The 25,878-nt window shown below is 61.6% G+C and carries 25 protein-coding genes; 8 read left to right on the forward strand and 17 right to left on the reverse strand.

Features of this window, described 5'->3' with window-relative positions:
• Positions 1–111: 111 nt before the first annotated feature.
• The 11 genes from madM to ACYZTY_RS26650 all read right to left on the reverse strand — a co-directional run bounded on the left by madM (position 112) and on the right by ACYZTY_RS26650 (position 8,585).
• Positions 112–876, reverse strand: a complete 765-nt coding sequence (gene madM / locus ACYZTY_RS26600) for a malonate transporter subunit MadM (protein WP_461956110.1) — start codon at positions 874–876, stop codon at positions 112–114.
• A 1-nt stretch (position 877) separates the two neighbouring features.
• Complete coding sequence (gene madL, locus ACYZTY_RS26605; protein WP_461956111.1) at positions 878–1,294, reverse strand: malonate transporter subunit MadL; 417 nt, start codon at positions 1,292–1,294, stop codon at positions 878–880.
• A 65-nt stretch (positions 1,295–1,359) separates the two neighbouring features.
• Complete coding sequence (gene mdcH / locus ACYZTY_RS26610) at positions 1,360–2,271, reverse strand: malonate decarboxylase subunit epsilon (protein ID WP_461956112.1); 912 nt, start codon at positions 2,269–2,271, stop codon at positions 1,360–1,362.
• Entirely contained in the window at positions 2,268–2,879 is a 612-nt protein-coding gene (locus tag ACYZTY_RS26615) for a malonate decarboxylase holo-ACP synthase (protein WP_461956113.1), read from the reverse strand. The genes mdcH and ACYZTY_RS26615 overlap by 4 nt, the downstream gene beginning before the upstream one ends.
• Positions 2,873–3,676, reverse strand: a complete 804-nt coding sequence (gene mdcE, locus ACYZTY_RS26620; protein WP_461956114.1) for a biotin-independent malonate decarboxylase subunit gamma — start codon at positions 3,674–3,676, stop codon at positions 2,873–2,875. The genes ACYZTY_RS26615 and mdcE overlap by 7 nt, the downstream gene beginning before the upstream one ends.
• The gene (locus tag ACYZTY_RS26625; RefSeq protein WP_461956115.1) at positions 3,673–4,527 is read right to left on the reverse strand and encodes a biotin-independent malonate decarboxylase subunit beta; all 855 of its coding nucleotides are present in this window, start codon (positions 4,525–4,527) and stop codon (positions 3,673–3,675) included. The genes mdcE and ACYZTY_RS26625 overlap by 4 nt, the downstream gene beginning before the upstream one ends.
• Positions 4,520–4,819: a malonate decarboxylase subunit delta gene (locus ACYZTY_RS26630; RefSeq protein WP_008026217.1), complete on the reverse strand. Its 300-nt coding sequence runs from the start codon at positions 4,817–4,819 to the stop codon at positions 4,520–4,522. Before ACYZTY_RS26630 ends, ACYZTY_RS26625 begins: the two co-directional genes overlap by 8 nt.
• Positions 4,819–5,676 carry a triphosphoribosyl-dephospho-CoA synthase gene (locus ACYZTY_RS26635; protein ID WP_461956116.1) on the reverse strand — a complete coding sequence of 286 codons (858 nt, stop codon included), beginning with the start codon at positions 5,674–5,676 and terminating at the stop codon, positions 4,819–4,821. Before ACYZTY_RS26635 ends, ACYZTY_RS26630 begins: the two co-directional genes overlap by 1 nt.
• The gene (gene mdcA, locus ACYZTY_RS26640) at positions 5,676–7,346 is read right to left on the reverse strand and encodes a malonate decarboxylase subunit alpha (RefSeq protein WP_461956117.1); all 1,671 of its coding nucleotides are present in this window, start codon (positions 7,344–7,346) and stop codon (positions 5,676–5,678) included. The genes ACYZTY_RS26635 and mdcA overlap by 1 nt, the downstream gene beginning before the upstream one ends.
• Before the next feature lie 221 nt (positions 7,347–7,567).
• Positions 7,568–7,993 (reverse strand): hypothetical protein, encoded by a 426-nt coding sequence (locus ACYZTY_RS26645; protein ID WP_461956118.1) that lies wholly within the window; start codon positions 7,991–7,993, stop codon positions 7,568–7,570.
• Positions 7,956–8,585, reverse strand: coding sequence for a nucleotidyltransferase domain-containing protein (locus ACYZTY_RS26650; RefSeq protein WP_461956119.1), 630 nt, complete (start codon positions 8,583–8,585; stop codon positions 7,956–7,958). Before ACYZTY_RS26650 ends, ACYZTY_RS26645 begins: the two co-directional genes overlap by 38 nt.
• A 439-nt stretch (positions 8,586–9,024) precedes the next feature.
• Here ACYZTY_RS26650 and ACYZTY_RS26655 point away from each other — a divergent pair, with 439 nt between their 5' ends.
• Positions 9,025–9,408 carry a DUF6124 family protein gene (locus ACYZTY_RS26655; protein WP_461956120.1) on the forward strand — a complete coding sequence of 128 codons (384 nt, stop codon included), beginning with the start codon at positions 9,025–9,027 and terminating at the stop codon, positions 9,406–9,408.
• Between the two features lie 121 nt (positions 9,409–9,529).
• Here the strand turns inward: ACYZTY_RS26655 and ACYZTY_RS26660 are convergent, their stop codons facing one another.
• From ACYZTY_RS26660 to pilG, 6 genes are all read right to left on the reverse strand, one after another.
• A complete protein-coding gene (locus tag ACYZTY_RS26660) occupies positions 9,530–9,988 on the reverse strand; it encodes a chemotaxis protein CheW (RefSeq protein ID WP_461956121.1) in 459 nt (152 codons plus the stop codon).
• Positions 9,981–15,881, reverse strand: coding sequence for an Hpt domain-containing protein (locus ACYZTY_RS26665; protein ID WP_461956122.1), 5,901 nt, complete (start codon positions 15,879–15,881; stop codon positions 9,981–9,983). The genes ACYZTY_RS26660 and ACYZTY_RS26665 overlap by 8 nt, the downstream gene beginning before the upstream one ends.
• A gap of 36 nt (positions 15,882–15,917) precedes the next feature.
• Positions 15,918–17,966 (reverse strand): methyl-accepting chemotaxis protein, encoded by a 2,049-nt coding sequence (locus tag ACYZTY_RS26670; protein ID WP_461956123.1) that lies wholly within the window; start codon positions 17,964–17,966, stop codon positions 15,918–15,920.
• Between the two features lie 147 nt (positions 17,967–18,113).
• Positions 18,114–18,653 (reverse strand): chemotaxis protein CheW, encoded by a 540-nt coding sequence (locus ACYZTY_RS26675; protein WP_461956124.1) that lies wholly within the window; start codon positions 18,651–18,653, stop codon positions 18,114–18,116.
• A 10-nt stretch (positions 18,654–18,663) separates the two neighbouring features.
• A complete protein-coding gene (gene pilH, locus ACYZTY_RS26680; RefSeq protein WP_461956125.1) occupies positions 18,664–19,029 on the reverse strand; it encodes a twitching motility response regulator PilH in 366 nt (121 codons plus the stop codon).
• Between the two features lie 57 nt (positions 19,030–19,086).
• Positions 19,087–19,491 (reverse strand): twitching motility response regulator PilG, encoded by a 405-nt coding sequence (gene pilG / locus ACYZTY_RS26685; protein WP_027926573.1) that lies wholly within the window; start codon positions 19,489–19,491, stop codon positions 19,087–19,089.
• A gap of 234 nt (positions 19,492–19,725) precedes the next feature.
• Between pilG and gshB the strand changes: the two genes are divergently transcribed.
• The 7 genes from gshB (at position 19,726) to ACYZTY_RS26720 (ending at position 25,813) form a co-directional block, all read left to right on the forward strand.
• Positions 19,726–20,697, forward strand: coding sequence for a glutathione synthase (gshB, locus tag ACYZTY_RS26690; RefSeq protein ID WP_461956126.1), 972 nt, complete (start codon positions 19,726–19,728; stop codon positions 20,695–20,697).
• Positions 20,698–20,803: 106 nt separating this feature from the next.
• Positions 20,804–21,703: a TonB family protein gene (locus tag ACYZTY_RS26695; protein WP_461956127.1), complete on the forward strand. Its 900-nt coding sequence runs from the start codon at positions 20,804–20,806 to the stop codon at positions 21,701–21,703.
• 216 nt (positions 21,704–21,919) lie between these two features.
• Positions 21,920–22,492, forward strand: coding sequence for a YqgE/AlgH family protein (locus ACYZTY_RS26700; protein WP_461956128.1), 573 nt, complete (start codon positions 21,920–21,922; stop codon positions 22,490–22,492).
• Entirely contained in the window at positions 22,492–22,929 is a 438-nt protein-coding gene (gene ruvX / locus ACYZTY_RS26705; protein ID WP_003195067.1) for a Holliday junction resolvase RuvX, read from the forward strand. Before ACYZTY_RS26700 ends, ruvX begins: the two co-directional genes overlap by 1 nt.
• A gap of 80 nt (positions 22,930–23,009) precedes the next feature.
• On the forward strand, positions 23,010–23,513 hold the full coding sequence (gene pyrR, locus ACYZTY_RS26710; RefSeq protein ID WP_213941707.1) for a bifunctional pyr operon transcriptional regulator/uracil phosphoribosyltransferase PyrR: 504 nt from the start codon (positions 23,010–23,012) through the stop codon (positions 23,511–23,513).
• A 27-nt stretch (positions 23,514–23,540) separates the two neighbouring features.
• Positions 23,541–24,545 carry an aspartate carbamoyltransferase catalytic subunit gene (locus ACYZTY_RS26715; protein ID WP_007897943.1) on the forward strand — a complete coding sequence of 335 codons (1,005 nt, stop codon included), beginning with the start codon at positions 23,541–23,543 and terminating at the stop codon, positions 24,543–24,545.
• Positions 24,542–25,813, forward strand: coding sequence for a dihydroorotase (locus ACYZTY_RS26720; protein WP_461956129.1), 1,272 nt, complete (start codon positions 24,542–24,544; stop codon positions 25,811–25,813). The genes ACYZTY_RS26715 and ACYZTY_RS26720 overlap by 4 nt, the downstream gene beginning before the upstream one ends.
• Positions 25,814–25,878: the final 65 nt, after the last annotated feature.

Below are 25,878 nucleotides of genomic sequence, written 5' to 3' on the forward strand. Positions count from 1 at the left end.
CAAGACCTGAGTTCGACTCGATACTTCAGGTCGATGCAGCTCCAAGAACAACTCGGTCAGTCCCCTCTACCCCTTGGGGAGAGGGTTAGGGTGAGGGGTGGTTTTTGAGCCCTACCCCACAATCCCGCGAACAATGAAGTACAACAACGAAGGCCCAAGCAAGCACCCAAGCCCGGTATGAAACGTCGCCGTCAACGCGCCATAAGGCACCAGCCGCCGATCCGTCGCCGCCAACCCGGCCGTCACACCGCTGACAGTGCCAGCCAACCCGCCAAACACCATCGCCGAGCGAGGGTTATCCAGCCCCATCCAGCGCGCCGCCATCGGTGTGCCGACCATCACCAGAATCGCCTTGATCAACCCGGTGGCAATCGACAGCGCGACCACATCCGAACTGGCGCCAATCGCCGCACCGGTCACCGGCCCGACGATGTACGTCACCGCACCCGCGCCAATGGTAGTCATGCTGATCGCATCGCGATAACCAAACGCCCAGGCCATGCTCGCGCCGACAATGAACGGCAGAATCGTGCCCAGCAGCAGCGCAATCACACCAATCAAACCGGCCTTTTTTGCTTCGGTGGCCTGCACTTCGAACGCCGTGGCAACGATCGCAAAGTCCCTTAGCATGGCGCCGCCCATCAGACCGATGCCGGAAAACAGCGTCAGATCTGCCAGGCCCTTTTGCCCGCCGGTCATGGTACCGCCGACCCAGGCCAGAAAAAGCCCAATGACAATGGCAATGGCCGAGCCGTGAATACGTCCGAACGTCAGGCGTTTGGACAACACCACCGACACCCACATGATCACGCCGACGAACGCGAACGCCGTGACCAGACTGTTATTGGCCAGGCCTTTCTCGATGAGTTCCCACATATCAGCGACCTCCTACTGGCGTGCCAACCGGAGTGATGTCCACCGGCTCATCGGGCAACGGTTCGCCCTTGTGGGTCCGGCTGATCAAGGCAATGGTGCAACCGCAAATCACCACCGAACCAATCGCCGCCAGCACCGCCACCGGGCCGCCGTGCAGAGCGGTGACGACGTTCTGTTGCGCGGCCATCGCGACCACCACCGGAATGTACATCGCGCCCCAGAAGCCGACGCCCATCTCGCAATCCTTGGTCATGCCGCCGTGCCTGTGCATCCACAACCGTGCGCAGATCAGCAGGATCATCGCGATCCCGACCCCGCCCACGTTGGATTTCACCCCCAGCAACACGCCGAGCATGTCACCCAGGATCACCCCTGCCAGCGTACAAATCGCCAACAGCGCCACACCGTAAATAATCATTGTTGTTGTCCTCAAAGTGCATCGTCGAATGTTGTTTTTGTTGTTCGAAGGCCTGAGTCGGTGGTCTAGGGTTGGCGGCTTCCCTCCTCACGCAACAGCGCCTGCAAGGTATCGAGGCGAGCACCGTCGAAAGCGATCACGGTGCCTTGCTCGAACACCCGGCGCGCCAGCCCGGTCAGCACCGCACCGGGCGGCAGTTCGATCTGTAGACGCACGCCACGCTCGTAAGCGCTTTGCACGGTGCCGCGCCAGTCGACGACGCGGCACATGTTGAATGCCAGGTCATCGCGCAAGGCTTCAATGCTGATGACAGGCCGGGCGCGGCTGCCGCTCAGGTAGCCCACTGTCGGGGTTTTCAGTTGCACGTTGGCGAAGGCTTCGGCCAGGGTTTTCGCTGGGGCTTCCAGCAACGGGCAATGGGACGGCACGCTGACGGCCAGACGCTTGGCCAGACCTGCACCGCGCACTCGGGCCAGCTCAGCGACGGCTTTCATCGCCGTATCACTGCCAGCGATGACCACCTGGTTATCGGCATTGATATTGGCCAGATAGACCGGGGTGTCGACGCTGTGAACCTGCGCCAGCAAATCTTCCACTGTGGATAAATCAAGACCGATGATCGCAGTCATGCCGTAGCCCTGCGGATACGCTTGCTGCATAAGTTCGCCGCGCAGACTGACCAGATGCAGCGCATCGCTGAATCTCAAGGCGCCGGCCACCACCGCTGCCGGGTAGGCGCCGATGGACAATCCCGCCACGTAATCCGGTGCCATTGATAACTGGCGTGAAGCGGCGACACCGGCAATCAATAGGCACAGCTGAACCGCCCGAGTTGACTTCAACGCCTCGGCAGAATCCAGCAGCAACGTGTCTTCGACTAGCACTTCACTTGCCTCGATCACCGTTTCGCGAGGCAAACGATGGAGCATGCCCGGCTGCTGCGCGCCCTGGCCGGGGAACACCAGCAAACTGCTCACGCTGCTTGCTCCCACGGATCAATGACCAGGCAGGCTTCACGGGCGTTTTTCAGCAAGACCCGGCGGGCAGCACCAGCCCATTCGCGCAGGGCGATGGCGCCGAAAGGCGTCTGCAACTGCATGTCTACCTGGCACGCAGCCGTGTCCAGAATCTTCATCAGCGCCTGCGCTTTCAATCGGTCGAGCGGTTGCGGCGTGCGCAGGATCAAGTCGAGATCGCTGCGCTCATGCAACGCCTGAAAACCGCTGGCCAATTCAAACCCGGCACTGCCGCTGACACCCCACACCCAACCACAATCATCCAGCAGTGGCCGCAGTTGATTGAGGGCGTGCACTGCCGGTACATCCCGATCAATCACGACATGACAAAGTTCTTCCGGTTTAACCCGACGCGAAATCGCATCGATCGACATCACCGTTGCAAAGCGCTGCTCACGCAACCGCCCACGCACCCCGACCGCGACGTAATCCGGCGCACTCAACGCACGCCGAACCACCACCGGCTGACCCGCGCTGATCGACTCGATCACCCACGCAGGCGCGTCCACCGGCAGCTGCTCCGGGGTCATGCCCCAAAGCAGGTCGTGGGCCAGAAACGTGTTCACCACTGCGCTCTCAGCAGTTGGCGAACCTTGCTCGATGCCGCGCGGTTACTCGCGCCCAAACGGCTGCTCAAATCGCGACCGCTGGCGGCAACATCGCCAATCGCCTGGTTCAGGCATTCAGTCACGCGAGTCAGATCCGCCGCCGTCGGTTGCTCGATCTGTTCCACCGACAAGGTTTCCCAGAGCAATCCAAGGCTCGCGTAGCTGTCGATGTCATAGGCCATCGGCGGCACGCTGGCGGCCAGCGCTTCAAGCTCCTCAATGCTGCGCAAGGTCACCCGCGCAGCTGAAGCCTTGCCCATCGCGTGCACCATGACGCCGGGGTCACGCAGGGCAATCAAGCGATTGGCCTGATACCCGTGCGCCAGAAACGCCCCGGACATCGCCTTGCCCACCAGCAAACCGATCACCGCATGGCCGGCCAACCGGGCGCGGGCATAGCTGTCCGCCGCGCCAGCCAAGGCCTGATGAATCCCGAGCGCTTCTTCGCGCCGACCGTAGGCCTGACTCGGCACATCGACGATGGCGATCAAGGCGCGCTTGTGCGGTTTATCCGCGTCTGCGGCGATGACTTCATCCACAGCCTTGGCCAGACCCCAGCCCTCCAGCAGACCGACCTCGCCATTGCGGGCGCGGACGAAGCGGTTGTCGGGGTCGGTAACCACCGCGATAAACCGAACAGGTTGGTCGTCCAACACGCCATCAGCGACTTTCAACGAAGCCGGCAAACCTTCGACCGATTTGGCGCCCGAACTCAGGGCGCTGAACCAGTTCAAGCCTCTCAGGGAATACGAACTCATGAGCGCTCTCCTTGATACAGATCGCGAACCGTTGCCGGCTCGATTTGCGGCTCGGCGTCCAGACGGGCCAGCCGTTGCAGGAACAGGTCGGCCTGACGGCTGCGTTGTTGTTCCGGCAAACCTTGCTTGAGCAATTCACTAATCTGCTGCTGAATCTGCGCCACATCATCGGCGACATAACGGTCCACCAAACCACTGGCAAAACGCTGCTCACCACCGGTCAGGCTCCAGATGAAAGGACGGTCGCGAGAGTCATATTCCTCAAGCCCGGCTTCCTGTTCGATCACTTGCGGACCGTTCAGACCAAGCCGCGCTTCCTGAGTCACCAGCAAGTAGCTGCATAACCCGGCAGCAATCGACATCCCGCCAAAGCACCCCACGCTGCCGGCGACGACACCAACGACTGGCTGGTATTGGCGCAGATCGACAATCGCCGCATGAATATCGGCAATCGCGGCCAGTCCGAGGTTGGCTTCCTGCAAGCGCACGCCACCGGTTTCCAGCAGCAACACGGCGCGGGTCGGGATGCCGTTGCGGTTATCTTCGGCGGCCAATTCCAGCGCACCGGCCATTTTCGCCCCGCCGACTTCGCCGAGGCTGCCGCCCTGAAACGCGCCTTCGATGGCGGCAATCACCACCGGCAATCCACCGATGCTGCCCTTGGCGATTACCACGCCGTCGTCAGCTTGCGGCACCACACCCTGGCGCGACAGCCACGGCGACATGACACGTTGAAACGGGTCGAGCAGTTCGCGGAAGGTGCCGGCGTCGAGCAAGGCTTTCGCCCGTTGCCGGGCGCCGAGTTCGACGAAGTTGCGTCTTTGTAGGGATGGCTGGAGGAGATCAGTCATGGCCGATCTCCTCAAAACCCTGCTCCAAGCGCAAGCGCACCACGCCGGGGGTCGCGCCGAAATCGTGGATATCGATGGCCATCGCCGGCGGTGTCTGGCCGTCGAACATCCGTGCAAACAGATGCTGCCAGCGTTGTTCCGCGCCATTGACCGAGGTCTGCACCTTGATCGTCAATTTGCCGGCCTGACCCGGTTCGATCAGCACTTCCAGATCGCCCGAGCCGACACAGCCCACCAGCGTGCGGCCGCGTGGCGGCTGCCCGGCGGGGAATTCAAAGGATAAGGTTTCCATCAGCAAGCTCCGGACTCGATGCGGTCGATAAACAGGCAGGCGGCGAGTAAATCCGCTGCACCACCGGGCGACGCATTCAATGCGATTAAGTGTTCGTCCAGCTCATGCAAACGGCGGCGACCGGCGAGGCTGGCACTGCCGCCCGCATCGAGCACGGCCTGGGCACCGCGTTGCATGGCGTGCAGACCGTGTTCGCCGGCGCGGTAGAGCACGCAGGTGTCGGCCAGGTTCGTCATGATCGCCAGCAAGGCATCGAGCCGGGCGTTCTGCTCGCCATGACCCAAGGCACGGCTGCGTTTGAGTTGCGGCAGCGCGCGTTGCAGCACTGCCGGGAAACCGAGCTGAGCTTCTTCACGGGCACCGCGAGCGCCGTAACGCTGGGCGACTTGGGCGCCATGGCTGAGTGGACGTGGCGCGTAACGGTCGTCGAGTAACGCGAGGCGTGCGGCGCGCAAAGTGACCGCGTTTGCGGTGCTGGACTCAGGTTCCAGCGCGGCGGCAGTGACCAAGAGACCCAAGGCCCAGATTGCCCCGCGATGAGTGTTCACGCCGCCGGTGGTGGCGAGCATCGCGTGCTCCCCTTCCCGACCAATACGCCCGACGGCTTCGCGCAGCGGCAAGCAGACTTCGCCGTACTCGCCGGCTGCTTCCGCCATTTCCTTGAACGCCGGCCACAGGGACAGCGCCGAGGTGTGCATCAGCCCAAGGTGTAAATCGGTGTGAGCGCCATTGCCACGACGGTCGACCAATGCCGGTTTCGGCGACAGGTCCGCTTCGTCGATCAGTGCGTCCACGGCCATGTCCGCCAGCCGTTCAGCCAGGGAAAGCGTTTTCGGTTGCAGGTTGAATGCGTGCATTACCAGCTCCTGAACTTGGCGGGCGGGTTGTAGAGGCCACCGGACCACTCAACCAGATCGGCCACGCTTTTAGCGGCGAGCAATTCGCGGGTGGCGTCGGTGCGGCGGATGCCGAGGTCTTCGGGCAAGGCGATCAGGCCTTCGCGGCGCATGCGCGCGGTGTCTTTCGGGTTGTGGCGCAGGCCGATGGCGGTCACCCCGGCCACGGCGGCGATCATGGTCTGGCGTTCTTCCAGCGAACGCGCCTTGTACAAATAGGCGATGCCTTCTTCGGTCAGCAGGTGGGTGACGTCGTCGCCGTAGACCATGATCGGCGCGAGTGGCATGCCGCTTTTTTTCGCCACCTCTATCGCGTCGAGGGTTTCGACGAAGGTCGGTTTGCCGCCTTCCTGGAAGGTCTCGACCATTTGCACCACGAGTTTTTTGCCGCGTTCGAGCAAGGCTTCGGGCGCATCGTCGTGACGCATGTCGAGCCAGGCCGGGGTGCTATGGCGGCGACCGCGCGGGTCGTGACCCATGTTGGGCGCACCGCCGAAACCAGCCAAACGTCCCCGAGTGACGGTGGAGGAGTGGCCGTCACCATCGACTTGCAAAGTCGCGCCGATAAACAGGTCCACCGCGTATTGCCCGGCGAGCTGACAGAACATCCGGTTGGAACGTAGCGAGCCGTCGCGCCCGGTGAAGAACACATCCGGCCGCGCGGCGATGTAGTTTTCCATCCCCAGTTCGGTGCCGAAGCAATGCACGCTTTCGACCCAGCCGCTTTCAATCGCAGGGATCAAGGACGGGTGCGGATTGAGCGTCCAGTTGCGACAGATCTTGCCTTTGAGGCCAAGGGATTCGCCGTAGGTCGGCAGGATCAATTCGATGGCGGCGGTGTTGAATCCGATGCCGTGGTTCAGGGACTGCACGTTGTGTTTTTCGTAGATCCCGCGGATCGCCATCATCGCCATCAACACGTGCACAGGCTTGATGTGCCGTGGGTCGCGGGTGAACAGCGGTTCGATGTAGAACGGCTTGTCGGCCACCACCACGAAATCGACCCAGGACGCGGGGATGTCGACACGAGGCAAGTCGCTGACGTCGTCCACCAGTTGATTGACCTGGACGATGACGATGCCGTCGCTGAACGCGGCCGGTTCGATCAACGCAGGCGTGTCTTCCGTGCTCGGCCCGGTGTAGATGTTGCCGGCGCGGTCGGCCATGAAACCGGCCGAGAGCACGACGTTGGGAATCAGGTCCACCACCAGCCGCGCATAGAGCTCGATGTAGGTGTGGATCGCGCCGATTTCCAGCAGGCCGTCTTCCAGCAATTGGCTGATGCGCAGGCTCTGGGTGCCGGCGAAGGAGAAGTCGAGTTTGCGGGCGATGCCGCGTTCAAACAGGTCCAGGTGCTCGGAACGGCCGACGCTGGGCATGATCATGTGCAGGTCATGCAGCTTGGCCGGATCGGCCTTGGCCAGGGAGCGCGAGAGGAAATCCGCCTGCTTCTGGTTATTGCCCTCCAGCACCACGCGGTCGCCGGGCAGGATCAAGGCCTCCAGCGCGGCGACGATGTTGTCGGTGGGCAGCACCACACCGTCGGCCAAGCCTCGCACAAGCTCGAGACGCCGCTGCTTTTCGCTGCGCCGCCGCGTCCATCGCGAGTCGGGGGATATTGTTGTTGTCATGACCACTCCACGGGTTCGCTGTCGTGGGAGTCACCTTAGGAGTGTTGGGTGGGGGGCATCAATCAAGCAGAGAGACGAATCGTTACGGTCAGAGTAATGGTTGACTGGGCGGACGCCATCGCGAGCAGGCTCACTCCCACACTGGATCGGCGGCGTACACAAACCTTGTAGGAGTGAGCCTGCTCGCGATGGGGCCCGAACATCCACCGCAGATCTGAGTATTACGACCTCGTCATCTGCTGCTGCACACGAACCAGCAACTGCTCAGCGCTTTCCAACAACTGCGCCAACAACGCCGGATCTTCATCCATATAGCCTTCGTACTCCGCCAGGTTTCGTCGCTCATGGCACAGCGCGAATAACCGAACCTGCACTTTGCCAATATCAGCGGTATGAACCAGACACTGAAACACCAGGTATCTCTTGTCTGAACGGTAACCACACAAGCGAAGAGCCGTCAGAGCCAAGGCATGGGCAGCGTTGTAAGCCAGGTCAAAACGGCTCGCGAAGGAAAGCGAAGACGTTTGCGCATCTTTCAATCGATCCACAGCGGAACGCATCAGCCCTTCGCATTCCTTGCGGTCCGGTGGCTCGGCTTTCAATCCACCGCTACGTAACAGGTTCTCCAGATTCTCGTTGCTGCCCATCCTTGGACTCCAAAGGGTTTCCCCCCATCAGGTTGATCTTGTCCTGCTGCGCCACCCGCACCACAAAGCTGTTTTCAGCCGCCAGTTTTGCGGCCCAGTCGTCGGGGGTGTAGAGCGTCGGGTTGAGGACGCGGCCCAGTTGTTCCTCCAGAGGCATGAGCCGCTCCATCACTTCACTGTAGTGGAGGCTTTCGCCGATCAGCATGAGATCAATGTCACTGGATGCGTTTGCCGAATCCTTGGCGATTGAACCGTACACAAATGCCCAGGTGATCTGTTCGGCAAAGGGTTGCAGGGCTTGGCGCAAAGGCTCGGCGATACCAAAAGTTTTACGGGCAATGCCCAACAGCTCGGTATAGATCGGGCATTGCGGATTGGCTTGATAGTGGGTCTGGTTGCCCTGACAGCTCAGGGTCAGCACACCGGCCTGCTGCAATCGATCCAGCTCGCGCATGAGGCTGCCTTTACCCACTTGAGCCCAGCGGGCGATCTCGTTAGCGTAAAAACTGCGGTCGGGTTTGCCGAACAACAAGCCCAGCACTTTTTGCTGAGTGGTCGTGAACAGGGCTTCGCTGAGGGAAAGGTTTTTCACAGTGGCAACCGATGAGTCCCAAAAAGGGAACGATAGGTCCCTTTTTGGGAATCTTCAACCTGTCGCGAGCCGAATGGGGATTTGTGTTTAAACATTTGTCCGCAGGAACGGTGAGAGGCTACGCAGTCCGGCGTCACTGCCTACAGCAATGCCGGAAGCCGCTGACTGGTGGGTTTTTGCGCTGATCTTTATCGTTTATGGGTCGCTGCCAATTCAGCGACCGGGGCTGGAAACCCCATAAGTAACGGGGCGCAAAAGCGTCCTTCATAACGTATGCTTGCGCACCTTTATTGTGTGCACTCCGTTATGGCGGCTGTGCGCGGGAGACTTAAGTGTCTGCCGGGTTTCTCCGTTACCCCGGGTTTCCAGCCGCGTACAGCTGCCACCTATTCGCTTGGAAACCGAATGGGTCAGCCTTACCCCAGCACGGAGACTCACAATGTTCAAAGCCACTCCCAACCCCCCAGAAACCGACACCGATCCCGAAGCAATCCTTGAAGCCGAAAAACTCAAGGAAGCCGCCGACCGCGTCTTCTCTTATTACTTTCCCCCTGCCCAGGAAAAACCGGGCAAGCGCCGCAAGCATCCCCTCTTTACCGTCTCCCCCGATATCGATACCGAGGCCCTTCTGGCCAACGCCTCTGAAGACTTGCTGTCCATCAGCGCCATTGCGGCCGATCTGGCGGACGATGTGGAAGGATCGCGCCGTTCGGTAGCCCTGGCGCTCAGTCGAATGGCCGATGGTGTGCAGTTGTTGGTGGAGCGGGCGCTGGACCATAACGAGGCGTTGCAGATGCAGCTGCGGGCTCAGGCCAAGGTTTAGCCGTCAGGTCATGATCGTTCCCACGCTCTGCGTGGGAATGCAGCCCGGGACGCTCTGCGTCCCTTCAACAGCCGAACGCGGAGCGTCCGAAGAGGCATTCCCACGCGGAGCGTGGGAACGATCAGTGGGCTAACCCTGCTGTAACAAGCAACTCCTCCAGCGCCAACAAGTCAGGCACTTTGGCCACTTGCTCCCCCACCTGCACCGCCGCCTGTTCCAGCGGACACAACGGCACATCGACATAACTCAACTGACTGTCGAGCTTGTACGACCGTGGAATCCCCTGCACCAGCAGCGCAATAAACTTCAGCTCAGGGCGCCCACCGAGGGCATTGAGAATCACGATCCGCGCCCGCTCGCCGATGACGACTTTATTGCCGCACGCCGATTCGAAACTCAGCAACGGAATCTGCCGATCCCGCCACTTCACCAGCCCCAGATACCACGGTGGCGTGTCCAGATCGAACGCCCCCGGTTGATAGTCGATCAACTCCGCCACCGCCACGTTGGGCAGGATCAGGTTGCGGTCGGCCAAGGGCAACAGCAGCCCGGTGAGATTGCTGGTGCGGTGCTCAAGCATGGGTTTTGCTCCACAGGGCGATGCTGTCGAGCAGCACCGATTCCTGGTACGGCTTGCCGAGGTAGTCGTTGACGCCGATGGCCATGGCGCGGTCGCGGTGTTTCTGGCCGGTGCGGGAGGTGATCATGATGATCGGCAAGTGCTGCAAACGTTCGTCGCTGCGCACTTGGGTCGCCACTTCGAAACCGTCCATGCGCGGCATTTCGATGTCCAGCAGCATCAGGTCGGGCATGTGTTCTTCGAGCAGCAGCATGGCGTCGACCCCGTCCTTGGCAGTCAGCACGTTCATGCCGTGGCGCTCCAGCAAACGGCTGGTGACCTTGCGTACAGTGACCGAATCGTCGACCACCAACACCAGCAGCGGTTTATGCGGCTCGACTTCCGCATCCTGGGTCTGCGTCCGTTGCGGCACTTGCGCCTGCATGGCGCGGATCGGCGCCAGCAAGTCGAGAATCAGCACCACCCGGCCATCGCCAAGAATCGTCGCCCCGGACAGTCCCTGCACCGACGCAAACTGCGGGCCGAGGCTTTTGACCACGATCTCCCGAGTACCGGCCATGGAGTCAACCTGCACGGCGATATGTCGCTCGTTGCACTGCACCAGCAATACCGGCAGCGGCAGGCTCTGGCCCAGCAGTTTCGGACGGGTGCTGGTTTTCAGCAACTCACCGAGGTAGCACAGTTCGTAACGCTGCCCGGCGTATTCATAGGTCGGCGGATCGAGCCGGTAATGCCCTTCAAGTTCGTTGGGTAACACGCGAACGATGCCGTCGATGGTGTTCAGCGGAATCGCGTATTGATCCTCCAGACACTGCACCATCAGCGCGCGGTTGACCGAAACGGTGAACGGCAGGCGAATGCGGAAGTGCACACCCTGCCCCGGTGTCGAGTCGATGACCATCGTACCGCCAAGCTGCCGGACTTCTTCGTGAACCACGTCCATGCCCACGCCACGCCCGGAGATCTGGGTGATTTTCTCGGCGGTGGAGAACCCCGGTTGCAGGATGAATTGCAGCACGTCGCGGTCGCTGATGTCGGCGTCCGGGGCCAGCAAGCCGCGCTTGATCGCCTTGCGCCGCACCGCGTCCAGCGGCACACCCGCGCCGTCGTCTCGGATGTCAAAAATGATGTCGCCGCCCTCGCGGGACAAGTCGAGCGTGATCCGACCCTGAGCCGGTTTGCCCGCCGCGATACGCACCTCGGCCGATTCCAGACCGTGGTCCACGGCGTTGCGCAGCATGTGCTCCAGCGGTGCAGCCATGCGCTCGAGCACGTTGCGATCCATCTCGCCTTCGGCGTTGCCGACCACAAACTCGACGTCTTTGCCCAACTCACTGGAAACCTGGCGGACGATGCGCTTCAACCGCGGCAGCATGCGCTCGAAAGGCACCATGCGCGTACGCATCAGACCTTCCTGCAATTCGGTGTTGATACGGCCCTGCTGTTGCAGCAGGTTTTCCGCGTCCTGATTGCGGCGGTCGAGGGTTTCCTTGAGGTCGAGCAGGTCGGAGGCGGATTCGAACAGCGCCCGCGACAACTGCTGCAACTGCGAGTGACGGTCCATTTCCAGCGGATCGAATTCTTCGTAGCCCAGACGTTCGGCTTCGACTTGCTGGCGGCTGAGAATCCGTCCCTGGGTTTCGGTATCGAGCCGGCGCAACTGATCGCGCATCCGCTCGATGGTGGTTTCCATCTCGCTCAGGGCCACCCGCGCATCGTTGACCTGTTGCTCGATACGGCCACGGAAGATTGAGGTTTCACCGGCCAGGTTGACCAGATCGTCGAGCAGTTCTGCCGAGACCTTGACCATGTCGGCGCCCGCTTCGGCTTGCGGCGCGGGCGTGTCGGGTTTCGGTGCGGCGGGCAGCACCACTGGCGCATCGAGAGCGGCGGGATGACTGAAGTTCTTGATCGCATCGATCAACCGGTCGGCCGGCGGCAAGGGCTGACCGGCGCGGGTGGCATCGAGCATTTGCGCCAGTCGGTCGTGACTGCTTTGCAGCAGCCCGAACAGCGCCGGGGTCGGTTGCAGCACGCCAGCGGACAGGCCTTCGTAGAGAAATTCCAGCTCATGGGCGAGGTCGCCAATGGGGGCAATTTCCACCATCCGCGCGCCGCCCTTGAGCGTGTGCAGGTCGCGCAACAGGGTTTCCACTTCCTGGCGGTTCGACGGCTCGGCTTGCCAACGAACGAGGGCCGCGCCGGAGTTTTCGATGATGTCGAAACCTTCCTCAAGGAAGATCTCCAGCAGTTCGGGGTCATGCCCCGGCGAGTCATTGGCCGGCGCGGGCTCCACCACTTCGGCGGTGTTGGCGTTGCCCTGACGGAACTCGCGAATCGCTTCGATCAGCTCGTTCGGGGCACCCAGCGCGTGCTGGTTCTGCAGCTGTTCAAGCAGCACCGCGAGGCGGTCATGGCTCCGTTGCAGCAGCTGCGCCAGGGTTTCGCTGTGGCTGTAACGGCGGTCCACCAGGCCTTCGTAAAGGCTTTCCAATTCATGGGCCAGATCGCCGACCGGCTCGACCTCGGCCATCCGCGCGCCGCCCTTGAGCGTGTGCAAATCGCGCTGCAAGGACGACAGCGGCGCGGCGTTTTCCGGGTCGTTCAGCCAGCGCTGCAAGGCCTGACCGGCGCTCTCGAGAATATCCACCGCTTCTTCGAGGAAGATCGAAACGATCTCATCGTCCAGCTCGACCTGGGTCGCGGTCTGTTCCAGTTCCGCGGTGGCGCTGCCCAGTTCCCGGATGCTCAGGGTGCGGCTGCCATCGCTGCGGATCAGGCCCATGGACGATGGATCAAGGCTTTCATCCAGCAAGCCGCGCAAGGCCCGGATGCGTTCCGGTTGCGGGCTGACTTCCTGGCCGGCAGCCAGTTCGTCGAGCATGTTGATCAGCGCTTCGTGAGCACTTTGCGCCTCATGGAAAAACCGGTCGCTGACCGCCAGACTGCTCTCCTCCACGGCGCCATACAGGTCGAGCAACGCTTCGCAGAGTTCATCCACCGGGTGCAGATCGGCGAGATGCGCGCCTTCGCCCAACGTGGTCAATTCATCCAGCAACGCGGTGAGTTCCTGACGCTCGCCGGGGTGTTGCTGCCAGCGTTGCAACAGGCTTTCGGCGTCCAGCAGGATGTCCATGCCCTGGGCCAGGAAGTTGTTGATCAGTTGCGGATCACGCTTGGTCCGCAACGTCGTGTTCGGCGCTTTCAACAGCGCGTCCAGACGCTCGGCGAGCAACGCCTTGGTGCGCTCGATCAACGAATGAGCACCCGGAATCTCGGCCAGCGGATCACCCTTGAGCTGCCGCAGCCCGAGGCGGAACAGACCTTCGGCTTCCAGCAGCAGTTCGACTTCGTCGAGGTCGAGGGCGATCAGGTGCGCCTTGTACTCGCGGGCGAGTTGATCCAGCGGCGTTGCCAGCTCGGCGATCGGCAATACGCCGGCCATCGAGGCGCTGCCCTTCAACGTGTGCAACGCCCGTTGCAACTCGTCGCTGGCTTGCAGCGGCACATGCTCGGCGGCCTGATCGAGGAAGCGGTTGAGGCTGGCGAGATGGGTCTCGGCTTCCTTGCGGAAGATCTCCAGCAACAGCGGATCGAGGGCCGCGACGTCCTGGGTGTCTTCATCGCTGGCAGGCGTATCGCCCTTGGCGAGGGCATGGGCGCGAGCGGCCAACTGGTCGACGTCGTTGCGCTGGCGTTGGGCATTGGTGGCGTATTCGGCCACCAGCTCCGGCAGCAGGCTCAGTGCATCGCCGAGCAATTGTTGCACCGCCGCGCCCGGCGCAACGTTGTGTTCCAGCACGCGGTTGAGCAGGTTTTCCACTGCCCACGCCAGCTCGCCCAGCACCAGCGCACGGACCATCCGGCCACTGCCTTTCAAGGTGTGGAACGCCCGGCGCAATTCACTCAAGGCGGCTTCATCGTCGGGATTGGCGACCCAGCGCGGCAAGTATTCCCGGAGGATATCCAGGACTTCATCGGTCTCTTCGAGGAAGACCTCCCGCAGCTCATCGTCCACCGGTTCTTCGCCGGCGGGCGGTGGCAACAGGCTGCCCGGGGTGGTCAGGGCAGGTGGATTGACCGAAGAAACCGGGCTGGCCAAGACATCGGCCAGCGACTGGACGGTATCGGGATCATCAAGTGCCTGCATGTCTTGCATGACCTGGGCTTCACTCGGGCTGAGCACATCCTCAAGCATCGGCACATGCTGTTCGCTGGGGAAAAACCCGAGTGAGGCCAGGCTTTTTTCCGCCACGTCGAGCAATTGTTCGCCCGGTGCTTCGGGGTCGTCGCTGAGACGCTCCAGGTAGTACTCGATGCTGGTGATGACGTCAGCCAGGCTGTCCAGTTCCTGCCAGCCGGGTTGGTCCGGGTCCAGCAGCAGATGCTCGCGAATGAAGTGGTTGCAGGTTTCGATCAGGCTCGCCGCACGGCTCAACGGAATCATCGACAGCGCGCCGCGCACCTGGGTCAGCAACGCCGGTAATGCCTGCAAATGCTGGCGATCCCAGTCGGCGTCGATGTAGTCGACGATCATGTCCTTGGCCTGTTGCAGGCAGATGCGCGCTTCCTTGATCACGATCTGGTGGATCTGCGTCAGGTCGGTGGTCGGCAGGTGGCTTTCTTCCTGGCTCTCCGGCTCTACGGTGCCGACCATCCCGGCGAGCGTCGCTTCGACGTAGAGCAAGGCCCCGGCGACGTCCATGAGAATGGCGTCGTTGGGTTCGCGCTGGCCCTGAGCAAGGCTCAGCACCACCGCCAGTTGATCGATGATGACTTTGCGCGGCTGGCCGAAACCCAGCACCGCCAGGGTGTCGGCGATTTGCCGCAGCGGCGCCAACAGGGTTTCAAGGTCCGAGGTGTGCTGGCGGTCGCTGCGCACGAACAGATCGAGGCGTTCCTTGACTCGCACCAGTTCCTCACAGAGCGCGGCCAGCACCGAGCGCATGGCGTCACGGTCGGGACCGGCCAGGCGGGCGCGTTCTTCGTCGACCATTGCGCTGTCAGGCAGCGCGTCGTCCAGTGAGTAACGATCTTTCATGGTCAGCATCTGCCCGGTGGGATGTTCGGCCTTGGCAATGTAGAACAGCAAACTCTTGAGCAACTCCGGCGGTGCCGGCTGATTGATGCCGCGTATGCCCTGTTCGAGCAGGCGCTTGAGTTCTTTGTCGGCGTCCTTGAACAGGCTGCGCAGCGCCGGGCTGTTGGCAATCGAGCCACCGCGCATGCCTTCGACCAGCGCCGAGGCGACTTGCCACAACGGGCTCAAGGGTGCGTTGCCGCACAGCCCTTCAAGGCGTGAAAAAACCTTGGTCAGATAACCTAGGTTAGTGTCGTCATCCTGTTCACGCAGCAATCCGACCAAAGCCATTTGCAGCATCTGCCGCAACTTGCGCAGCACATTGGGAAAATCCGCCGGTTCAAGCAGGGCCAGAGACTCTTCGTCCAGCGGCGGCAGGTCGAGCAATTGCGGGCTGAACAGACTGGTTTCCGACAACAGGCTTTCGCCCCGGGCACTGCGCAAGTCGTTGAGCAACGGTAGCACCACCAAGGGCAGGTCACGGCGCGCGCCTTGCACCCGGTCGAGGTAGATCGGCAGTTGCCCGATGGCTTGCAGCAACAGGTGAAGCGCCTCGTCGCGATGACTGACGCGGTTCTGCTGCAAGGCGGTGGCCAGTTGTTCCATTTCTTCGGCGAGCAGGGCCGCGCCGTAGAACTCGACCATCTGCAAACTGCCGTGAACCTGATGGATGCACGCCAGGCATTCGCTGAGGGCGTGCGTCGCCTGAGGGTCATCAAGTAGGGTTTCGATCGCTTGATGAGCCACTTTCAGCGTTTCGGCAATCTCGCCTTTGACCCACTCGAGGGCCACATAGTCGTGCCGATCACCCATAACTACTCCAATCAAATGCGTACGCCCTGAGGCGGTTCAAACGTTGTTTGCGGACTTGGCCGGCAAGGTGAAGCCGGACACCGAACGCCGCAGCTGGCTGGCCATCTTCGCCAGGTTGCCGATGCTTTCAGCGGTGGCGGTTGAGCCGGACGAGGTCTGCGTGGTGATCTGCTGGATCACGTTCATTGTCAGGGAAATCTGACCGGCCGACGACGTCTGCTGCTGCGCTGCGTTGGAAATGCTCTGGATCAGCGCTGCAAGGGTCTTCGATACCCCTTCGATTTCTTCCAGGGCCACTCCGGCATCCTGCGCCAGACGCGCGCCGCGCACCACTTCGGTGGTGGTTTGCTCCATGGAAATCACCGCCTCGTTGGTGTCGGTCTGGATCGCCCGTACCAGGGTTTCGATCTGCCGGGTGGCGGCGGACGATCGCTCGGCCAGCCGCTGCACTTCGTCGGCCACCACCGCAAAACCGCGCCCGGCATCACCTGCCATGGAGGCCTGGATCGCCGCGTTGAGCGCGAGGATGTTGGTCTGGTCGGCAATGTCATCAATCAGGCTGACAATGTCGCCGATTTCCTGAGAGGACTCGCCCAGACGCTTGATGCGCTTGGCGGTGTCCTGAATCTGCTCGCGAATGTTGTCCATGCCGTGGATGGTGTTGTGCACCACCTCGTTGCCCTTGTTGGCGATTTCCACCGAACGCTCGGCCACCGCCGAGGATTCAGCAGCGTTGGCCGAGACCTGGTCGATGGACTGCGCCATGTCGTTGATCGCGGTCGAGGCTTCGCTGATCTGTTGCGCCTGATGTTCCGAAGCCTGGGCCAGGTGCATGGCGGTGGCCTGGGTTTCCTGCACGGCGGCGGCGACCTGGCCGGCGGTGAGGTTGATTGTTGCCACCAGGTCGCGCAGTTGATCGACGGAATAGTTGATCGAGTCGGCGATGGTCCCGGTGAAGTCTTCGGTCACCGAGGCGGTCACGGTGAGGTCGCCATCAGCGAGGTCTTCGATCTCGTCGAGCAGGCGCATGATCGCGTTCTGGTTGCGCTCGTTCTTCTCGGCGGTTTCACGCAGCTGGCGATTGGTTTCGCGCACCATCACCAGGCCGATGAGGATGATCGACATCAGCGCCAAGAGGCCCAATACGTAGCCGCCAATGGTGTCGGTGTCGCGTCCGCCGGCCAGGTTTTCGAACCCGGTGGCCAGGTGCGAGGCTTCGTCGAGCAGGGTTTGCGACAAGGTAAAAATGTTGCTCGCCGATTCGCGAACCTTGAACAGCTCCGGCGAGGTTTCGAGGATTTCATCCACAGAGCCGGAGACGAATTCGAACAGTTCGGAAATCTCGGTCAACCGGGCGCGAGCATCGCGGTCTTCGACCTGGCTGACCCGCAGGGTCGTATTGCCCTGGAGCATGCCATTGAGCACCTGACCGAATCGCGCAGCGTCACGACCAAAAGCGTCGGCAGCTTGCTGCGAGTTTTCATCGCCGGACAGCACAGTATTCACCGCGCCCAGAATGCGTTCGGCCAGCAGCGACTGACGCTGGGCCATGGCCACCTGACCGGCCGGAGCACCGCGTTGCAGGAGAATTTCGACGACTTTTTCGTATTCGACCTGCAACTGCGGCACGGTTTCGGCCAGCGTCGCGGCGACCTGATGCAGCGACAGAACGGTCTGCTCACTGGAGAGGATCGCATCGGTGTTTTTCAGCAGGCGTTCCCAGTCGAGTTGCACGGCGCGCATTTCCGGGCGCACGGTAGACGGTGCCGGCGGCAGGCCGGTGGCCGGGTCGCCTTTCTTCAGGTAACCCCAGCGTTGGGCGAAATCGTTGCGCGCATCACTCAACAACTTGAACGCGGCAGCCTTGCCGGCGGCGGCTTCGGTGGCGTTCTTGGCGATGCGTTGGGACAGCACGCGCAACTCGCCGGCATGCCCGATGTACTGTTTGTCGTACGTGGCTTGAGTGTTGAGGTAAGCGAAGTTGGCGAACAGCAGCATGATGAAGATGATCAGCGCGATGAACAGCACGATGATCTGCGAGCGGCTGCGCGATCCTTCTGGCTTGCCTGTCTTTGTTTTTATCATCGGTCCTCGCCTGTACTGCCCAATTCAACGACGCCCTTGTAGGAGCGAGGCTTGCCCGCGAAGAACGAAAACGCGGTTTTTTCTGTAACTCCGCGTCGCCTGCTTCGCGGGCAAGCCTCGCTCCTACAAAGTTGCATGTCGCCTTGATTACAACGCTACATGCATGAAGCTCTGCGACTGCGCCAGCGTAAACGGACTGAATATTTGCCAGGTCTGTTCACGCTGAAACCGGCCTTTGACGAACGCTGAAATCGGCCCGTGCAGATCAGCCATCACCACCGGCTCCAGAGTGTCCTGGGCAAAGTGCTGCAAGCCGAAGACCTCATCGACCATCAGCCCGGCAAACACTTCGCCGTGTTCCACCACCAACACCCGCCGCTGTTTGCGCAGGGTCGACTGTTCATGACCGAAGAAGCCGCACAAATCCATGATCGGCAGCAACCGCCCGCGCAGGTTGGCCACACCCTTGACCCAGGGTTTGACGCCCGGCAACTGGGTGAAACGCGGTTCGTGCAAGACCTCGCTGACTTCGCCCATGGGCGCGACGTACCAGTGTTCACCCAGGCGAAAACCGATGCCGCTCCAGCGGTCCTGCCGGGTCGGCTGGGACGGCAAATCCGCCGCCAGCAGACGACAGCGCTGGTCGATCTGCAGCAGCAGTTCGAAAGCCGTCAGCGACTCGGTCATGGCCGGACGATCAACCGGCCAGCACGTTGTTCAGGGTTCTGATCAGGGTCTCTTCGTCGACCGGTTTGGTCAGGTAATCCTTGGCGCCTTGGCGCGTGCCCCAGACCTTGTCGGTTTCCTGATCCTTGGTGGTGATGATGATCACCGGAATGTGCCCGGTGTCCGGGTCTTTGGTCAGCTGGCGGGTCGCCTGGAAACCGTTGAGGCCGGGCATGACGATGTCCATCAGCACGGCGTCTGGTTTTTCCTGGCGGGCCAGGGCCACGCCGTCGGCGCCGTTTTCGGCTTTCAACACTTCATGACCGTGCTTTTCCAGCATGCCGGTCAGTTTGTACATTTCGGTCGGCGAATCATCGACGATCAGAATACGTGCCATGGTCTTCCCCATTCTTGTCGACGCCGGGCCCGCTGGCCGAGCGTCACTGTGCGTGTCCTACTGCGGCAAAACGGCGGCGAAGCCCGGTACATGGGCCTGGATCGCGTTGAGCAGTTCTTCCTTGCTGAAAGGCTTGGTCAAAAACTGGTCGGAGCCGACGATGCGCCCCTTGGCCTTGTCGAACAGCCCGTCTTTGGACGACAGCATAATCACTGGCGTGGACTTGAACGCACTGTTGTTCTTGATCAGCGCGCAGGTCTGATAGCCATCCAGGCGCGGCATCATGATGTCGACAAAGATGATGCCGGGGTGATTGTCGGCAATCTTGGCCAGGGCATCGAAACCATCGATGGCCGTGATGACTTCACAACCCACGTTCTTCAACAGCGTTTCGGCGGTGCGACGAATCGTCTTCGAATCGTCGATCACCATGACCTTCAAGGCGCTGGAATGCTGGTCCATAAATGCTCTGCCGTCGCCTTTGCGAATCAAATTGTCCATTTCCGATAACCGGAGGCTCGAAACCCTTGATGTTTAAGGGCCAGAACGATATGGCAGCCTTTTTAGCACAGTCTCTAAAACCAATCTATCGGGCGACTGGTGCGGTGGTTTTTCCTTGACCGGGAACACACTGAGCGCCACTCTGACGCCACTTTTTGATAGCTGTTAAGCCACCCCAAATTCGAGGAAAAACCCATGAGCGTTCGCGTCGGGATTGTCATGGATCCTATTGCCAGCATTTCCTATAAAAAGGATAGCTCGCTGGCCATGCTGCTGGCCGCACAGAAGCGCGGCTGGGAACTGTTCTATATGGAACAGCGCGATTTGTATCAGGGCGAAGGCGAGGCCCGGGCGCGGATGCGTCCGTTGAAAGTCTTCGCCAACCCGGAAAAATGGTTTGAACTGGAAGCCGAGACCGACGCGCTGCTGAGCGATCTGGACGTGATCCTGATGCGCAAGGATCCGCCGTTCGACATGGAGTTCGTCTACTCCACTTACCTGCTGGAACAAGCCGAGCGCGCTGGCGTGCTGGTGGTCAACAAGCCGCAAAGCCTGCGTGACTGCAACGAAAAGCTGTTCGCCACGCTGTTCCCGCAGTGCACGCCGCCGACCGTGGTCAGCCGCCGCGCCGACGTGTTGCGCGAATTCGCCGCCAAGCATGGCGACGTGATCCTCAAGCCGCTGGACGGCATGGGCGGCACCTCGATCTTCCGTCATCGCGCCGGCGATCCGAACCTGTCGGTGATTCTGGAAACCCTGACCGCGCTGGGCACCCAGCAGATCATGGGCCAGGCTTACCTGCCGGCGATCAAGGACGGCGACAAACGCATCCTGATGATCGATGGCGAACCGGTGGATTATTGCCTGGCGCGGATTCCTGCCGCTGGCGAAACCCGTGGCAACCTCGCCGCCGGTGGCCGTGGCGAAGCCCGTCCGCTGAGCGACAAGGATCGCTGGATCGCCGCCCAGGTCGGCCCGACCCTGCGTGAAAAAGGCCTGCTGTTCGTGGGCCTGGACGTGATTGGCGAACACCTGACCGAAATCAACGTCACCAGCCCGACCTGCATTCGCGAGATTGATAACGCGTTCGGCACCGACATCGGCGGCCTGCTGATGGATGCCATTGAGAAGAAGTTGAAAGTTGCAAGCCACAAGCCGCAAGTTTGAAACACCCGGCATACAGCTTGTCGCTTGAAGCTTGTACCTTGAAGCTAAAAACCAACATTGCGCTATCATGCCGAGCCCATAAAATCGCGATGTTGGTTTTTCCCTCATGACTCTCCCGTCCGATCTGCCCGCTGAACTCGCCCATCGTGGCGTGCGCCCGGTCGATCGCCTCGGATTTACCCTGTTTCTCGCGGCGTTGATTCACCTGGCCTTGCTGTTGGGCGTCGGCTTTACGATGGTCGAACCCCAGCAGATCAGCAAAACCCTGGAAATCACCCTCGCCACCTTCAAAAGCGAAAAGAAGCCTGCGAAAGCTGATTTCCTCGCCCAGGAAAATCAGGAAGGCAGCGGCACCCTGGATAAAAAGGCAATTCCCAAGACCACCGAGGTCGCGCCGTTCCAGGACAACAAGGTGCAGAAAGTCACGCCACCGCCGGCTGCCAAGCCCGAAGTGCCGGAAGCAGCGCCCAAGGCTGCCGTGACCACGGTTGCGCCGAAGCCGAAAAAAGCCCCGGCCAAGAACGAAGAGGTCAAGCCACAAACCAAACCCGCCGTGGCGGCGCCGACGTTCGACACCGAACAGCTGTCCAGCGACATCGCCAGCCTGGAAGCGGAACTGGCCAACGAACAACAGCTGTACGCCAAGCGCCCGCGCATCCACCGCCTGAGCGCTGCTTCGACCATGAAAGACAAGGGCGCCTGGTATAAGGACGAATGGCGCAAGAAGGTCGAGCGCATCGGTAACCTGAACTACCCCGACGAAGCACGGCGCAAGCAGATCTACGGCAATTTGCGGTTAATGGTCTCGATCAACCGCGACGGCTCGTTGTATGAAGTGCTGGTGCTGGAATCCTCCGGGCAACCGCTGCTGGACCAAGCGGCGCAGCGGATTGTGCGGCTGGCGGCACCGTTTTCGCCGTTTACCGGGGATTTGACGGATATTGACCGACTGGAAATCATCCGCACGTGGAAATTCGCTCGTGGGGACCGGTTGTCCAGTAATTGACCGATTGATTTGTGGTGATTGAGCCGACGGCTTCGCGGGCAAGCCTCGCTCCTACAGGTAATGCGCCATTTTCAAAGTGCATACCAAACCTGTAGGAGCGAGGCTTGCCCGCGAAGAGGCCCTCATAACAAAACCCGGATCAAAAGACACCCGCCAAGGCAATTCTGACGCATCCCCAGCTTGTCAGTTCGCCCCTCCAACGCCACACTAGCGCTCATGAAGAACGTCAGCCCCAGCTACCTCAAGCATCACTTCCTGATCGCCATGCCTCACATGGCCGACCCGAACTTTGCGCACACCTTGACCTACATCGTCGAGCACACGGCCAATGGTGCCATGGGGCTGGTGGTCAACCGGCCGCAAGACCTGAATCTGGCCGATATCCTCGAGCAATTGCGTCCCGACATTGAACCGCCCGTGCTCTGCCAGCATGTGCCGATCTTTATCGGCGGCCCGGTTCAGACTGATCGCGGTTTTGTCCTGCACCCCTCGGGCAAGACGTTTCAGGCGACCGTTGATCTGGAAGGCGACCTTTCCTTGTCCACCTCCCAGGATGTGCTGTTCGCCATCGCTGACGGCGTTGGCCCGGCGAAAAGCGTGATTGCCCTCGGTTACGCCGGCTGGGAAGCCGGGCAGCTTGAAGCCGAACTGGCGCAGAACGCCTGGCTGACCTGCCCGTTCGAAGCCGACATCCTGTTCAACACCAGCAGCGAGCTGCGCCTGGAAGCGGCGGCCAAGCACCTCGGGGTCAATCTCAGCCTGCTCACCAGCCAGGCGGGCCACGCCTGATGGCCCTGCGACTGATTCTGGGCTTCGACTACGGCACCAAACAGATCGGCGTTGCGGTCGGCCAGGTGATTACCGGCCAGGCCCGCGAGCTGTGTACCTTGAAAGCGCAAAACGGGGTTCCCGACTGGAACCAGGTCGAAGCCCTCATTAAAGAGTGGAAGCCCGACGCGGTAGTCGTCGGCCTGCCCCTGAACATGGACGGCACGCCGAGCGACATGTGCCTGCGCGCGGAGAAATTCGCCCGCCGCCTCAATGGCCGCTACAACCTGCCCTTCTATACCCACGACGAACGCCTGACCACCTTCGAAGCCAAGGGTGAACGGCGTGATCGTGGCGGACAAAAGGGCAGCTACCGCGACAACCCGGTCGATGCCATCGCCGCCGCCCTGCTGTTGCAAGGCTGGCTCGACGAAAACACCGCACTGTTCGAATCCTGAAGAGCCGTCACGGCGTCTCTCTTAGCTACAACCCGAGCCAAACCCCGCACACACCGGCTCGGGCCCAAGAAGGAGCAACCATGAGCCTGCCCAATCCCGCCGAACTGATCAGCCAGATGGCGATCCGTCTCAAGGCACATCTGGAACACCGTGGCATCAGCGAACCGCGTTACATCGGCATTCGCACCGGCGGTGTCTGGGTCGCCCAGGCGTTGCTCGATGAACTGGGCAGCGATTCGCCCCTCGGCACCCTGGACGTATCCTTCTACCGCGACGATTTCAGCCAGAACGGCCTGCACCCGCAAGTGCGCCCCTCGGCGCTGCCGTTCGAGATCGAAGGCCAGGACCTGGTGCTTATCGACGACGTACTGATGAGCGGCCGCACCATCCGTGCTGCGATGAATGAACTGTTCGACTACGGCCGCCCGGCCAGCGTGACGCTGGTGTGCCTGCTGGACCTGGACGCCGGCGAGCTGCCGATCCGCCCGAATGTGGTCGGCGCGACGCTGGCGCTGGCTGCCCATGAGCGGGTGAAGCTGTCCGGCCCGGAACTCAAGCTCGAACTGCAAGACCTCGCCCTTTAATTCGCCCTATTGAGAGTCCCCCTCGCGATGACGCCTCTAGAAACCAAGCGCCCGCTGCAGCTCAATGATCAGGGCCAGCTGCGACACTTCCTCTCGCTCGACGGATTGCGCCGCGAGTTGTTGACGGAAATCCTCGACACCGCCGACTCATTCCTCGAAGTCGGCGCCCGGGCGGTGAAGAAAGTCCCGCTGTTACGCGGCAAGACCGTGTGCAACGTGTTCTTCGAGAACTCCACCCGCACCCGCACTACCTTCGAACTGGCGGCCCAGCGCCTGTCGGCCGACGTGATAACGCTGAACGTGTCCACGTCGTCGGCGAGCAAAGGCGAAACCCTGCTCGACACCCTGCGCAACCTGGAAGCCATGGCTGCCGACATGTTCGTCGTGCGTCACGGTGATTCCGGCGCGGCGCACTTCATCGCCGAACATGTCTGCCCGCAAGTGGCGATCATCAACGGCGGCGACGGCCGTCACGCGCATCCAACCCAGGGCATGCTCGACATGCTGACGATTCGTCGGCACAAGGGCGGCTTCGAGAACCTCTCGGTGGCCATCGTCGGCGACATCCTGCATTCGCGGGTGGCACGCTCGAACATGCTGGCGCTGAAAACCCTTGGTTGCCCGGACATCCGCGTGATCGCACCGAAAACCCTGCTGCCGATCGGCATCGAGCAATACGGCGTGAAGGTGTACACCGACATGACCGAAGGCCTGAAAGACGTCGACGTGGTGATCATGCTGCGCCTGCAACGCGAGCGCATGACCGGTGGCCTGCTGCCGAGTGAAGGTGAGTTCTACCGCCTGTTCGGCCTGACCACTGCGCGCCTGGCCGGGGCCAAACCGGATTGCATCGTCATGCACCCGGGGCCGATCAACCGTGGGGTGGAGATTGAGTCGGCGGTGGCCGACGGTCCGCACTCGGTGATCCTCAACCAGGTTACCTACGGCATCGCGATTCGTATGGCCGTGCTGTCCATGGCCATGAGTGGGCAGACTGCCCAGCGCCAATTCGAGCAGGAGAACGCCCAGTGAAGCTCAGCATTCTCGGCGCCCGTGTCATCGATCCAGCCACTGGCCTGGATAAAGTTACCGACATTCATATTGAAGCCTGCAAGATCGTCGCCCTTGGCGCCCCGCCGGCTGGTTTTGTGCCCGTCGACACCCTTGACGCCAAAGGCCTGGTGGCCGCCCCTGGCCTGGTTGACCTGAACGTCGCCCTGCGTGAGCCGGGTTACAGCCGCAAAGGCTCGATCGTCAGTGAAACCCGCGCCGCCGCGGCCGGTGGCGTGACCAGTCTGTGCTGCCCGCCGAAAACCAAACCGGTGCTGGACACCTCGGCCGTGGCCGAACTGATCCTCGACCGCGCCCGCGAAGCCGGCAACACCAAAGTCTTCCCGATCGGCGCTCTGAGCAAAGGTCTGGACGGCGAACAGCTTGCAGAGCTCGTTGCGTTGCGCGATGCCGGTTGCGTAGCTTTCGGCAATGGCCTGGACAGTTTCCGCAACACCCGCACGCTGTGCCGGGCGCTGGAATACGCAGCGACCTTCGACCTGACGGTGATTTTCAACTCTCAGGACCACGACCTCGCCGAAGGTGGCCTGGCCCACGAAGGCCCGACCGCGAGTTTCCTCGGCTTGCCGGGCATTCCGGAAACCGCTGAAACCGTGGCCCTGGCCCGGGACCTGCTGCTGGTCGAGCAAAGTGGCGTGCGTGCGCACTTCAGCCAGCTCACCAGCGCTCGCGGCGTGGCCCTGATCGCCCAGGCTCAGGCCCGTGGCTTGCGGGTGACCGCCGATGTGGCGTTGTATCAGCTGATCCTGACCGACGAAGCGCTGATCGACTTCAGCAGCCTCTATCACGTCCAGCCGCCGCTGCGCACACGCGCCGACCGCGATGGCTTGCGTGCAGCGGTGAAGTCAGGCGTGGTTTCGGCAATTTCCAGCCATCACCAGCCGCACGAACGGGACGCCAAACTGGCGCCGTTTGGCGCGACCGAGCCGGGGATCAGCAGTGTTGAACTGTTGCTGCCGTTGGCGATGACGTTGGTGGAGGATGGGTTGCTGGATCTGCCGACGCTGTTGGCACGACTCAGCACCGGACCTGCCGAGGCGTTGCGACTACCAGCGGGCAAGTTGGCCGTAGGTGGGCCGGCGGACATCGTGCTGTTTGATCCGGCGGCTTCGACCGTGGCCGGTGAAACCTGGCTGTCCAAGGGTGAGAACTGCCCGTTTATTGGGCATAGTTTGCCGGGCGTTGTGCGTTACACCCTGGTGGATGGGCGCATCACCCACCAGGCATAACACTGTGGCGAGGGAGCTTGCTCCCGCTGGACTGCGCAGCAGGCCTGTTTTTGGGGTCGCTTCGC

The organism is Pseudomonas sp. LB1P83, from assembly GCF_054897885.1.

Bases quoted from the DNA above. Each gene is read 5' to 3' on its own strand.
- ACYZTY_RS26670 (WP_461956123.1), bottom strand. From the start codon at position 17,966: ATGATAAAAACAAAGACAGGCAAGCCAGAAGGATCGCGCAGCCGCTCG.
- ACYZTY_RS26645 (WP_461956118.1), bottom strand. From the start codon at position 7,993: ATGGGCAGCAACGAGAATCTGGAGAACCTGTTACGTAGCGGTGGATTG.
- ACYZTY_RS26695 (WP_461956127.1), top strand. From the start codon at position 20,804: ATGACTCTCCCGTCCGATCTGCCCGCTGAACTCGCCCATCGTGGCGTG.
- ACYZTY_RS26675 (WP_461956124.1), bottom strand. From the start codon at position 18,653: ATGACCGAGTCGCTGACGGCTTTCGAACTGCTGCTGCAGATCGACCAG.
- ruvX (WP_003195067.1), top strand. From the start codon at position 22,492: ATGGCCCTGCGACTGATTCTGGGCTTCGACTACGGCACCAAACAGATC.
- madM (WP_461956110.1), bottom strand. From the start codon at position 876: ATGTGGGAACTCATCGAGAAAGGCCTGGCCAATAACAGTCTGGTCACG.
- ACYZTY_RS26630 (WP_008026217.1), bottom strand. From the start codon at position 4,819: ATGGAAACCTTATCCTTTGAATTCCCCGCCGGGCAGCCGCCACGCGGC.
- pilG (WP_027926573.1), bottom strand. From the start codon at position 19,491: ATGGACCAGCATTCCAGCGCCTTGAAGGTCATGGTGATCGACGATTCG.
- ACYZTY_RS26665 (WP_461956122.1), bottom strand. From the start codon at position 15,881: ATGGGTGATCGGCACGACTATGTGGCCCTCGAGTGGGTCAAAGGCGAG.
- pilH (WP_461956125.1), bottom strand. From the start codon at position 19,029: ATGGCACGTATTCTGATCGTCGATGATTCGCCGACCGAAATGTACAAA.
- ACYZTY_RS26660 (WP_461956121.1), bottom strand. From the start codon at position 9,988: ATGCTTGAGCACCGCACCAGCAATCTCACCGGGCTGCTGTTGCCCTTG.
- ACYZTY_RS26625 (WP_461956115.1), bottom strand. From the start codon at position 4,527: ATGACTGATCTCCTCCAGCCATCCCTACAAAGACGCAACTTCGTCGAA.
- mdcE (WP_461956114.1), bottom strand. From the start codon at position 3,676: ATGAGTTCGTATTCCCTGAGAGGCTTGAACTGGTTCAGCGCCCTGAGT.
- gshB (WP_461956126.1), top strand. From the start codon at position 19,726: ATGAGCGTTCGCGTCGGGATTGTCATGGATCCTATTGCCAGCATTTCC.
- ACYZTY_RS26655 (WP_461956120.1), top strand. From the start codon at position 9,025: ATGTTCAAAGCCACTCCCAACCCCCCAGAAACCGACACCGATCCCGAA.
- pyrR (WP_213941707.1), top strand. From the start codon at position 23,010: ATGAGCCTGCCCAATCCCGCCGAACTGATCAGCCAGATGGCGATCCGT.
- ACYZTY_RS26635 (WP_461956116.1), bottom strand. From the start codon at position 5,676: ATGCACGCATTCAACCTGCAACCGAAAACGCTTTCCCTGGCTGAACGG.
- ACYZTY_RS26700 (WP_461956128.1), top strand. From the start codon at position 21,920: ATGAAGAACGTCAGCCCCAGCTACCTCAAGCATCACTTCCTGATCGCC.
- madL (WP_461956111.1), bottom strand. From the start codon at position 1,294: ATGATTATTTACGGTGTGGCGCTGTTGGCGATTTGTACGCTGGCAGGG.
- ACYZTY_RS26715 (WP_007897943.1), top strand. From the start codon at position 23,541: ATGACGCCTCTAGAAACCAAGCGCCCGCTGCAGCTCAATGATCAGGGC.
- mdcA (WP_461956117.1), bottom strand. From the start codon at position 7,346: ATGACAACAACAATATCCCCCGACTCGCGATGGACGCGGCGGCGCAGC.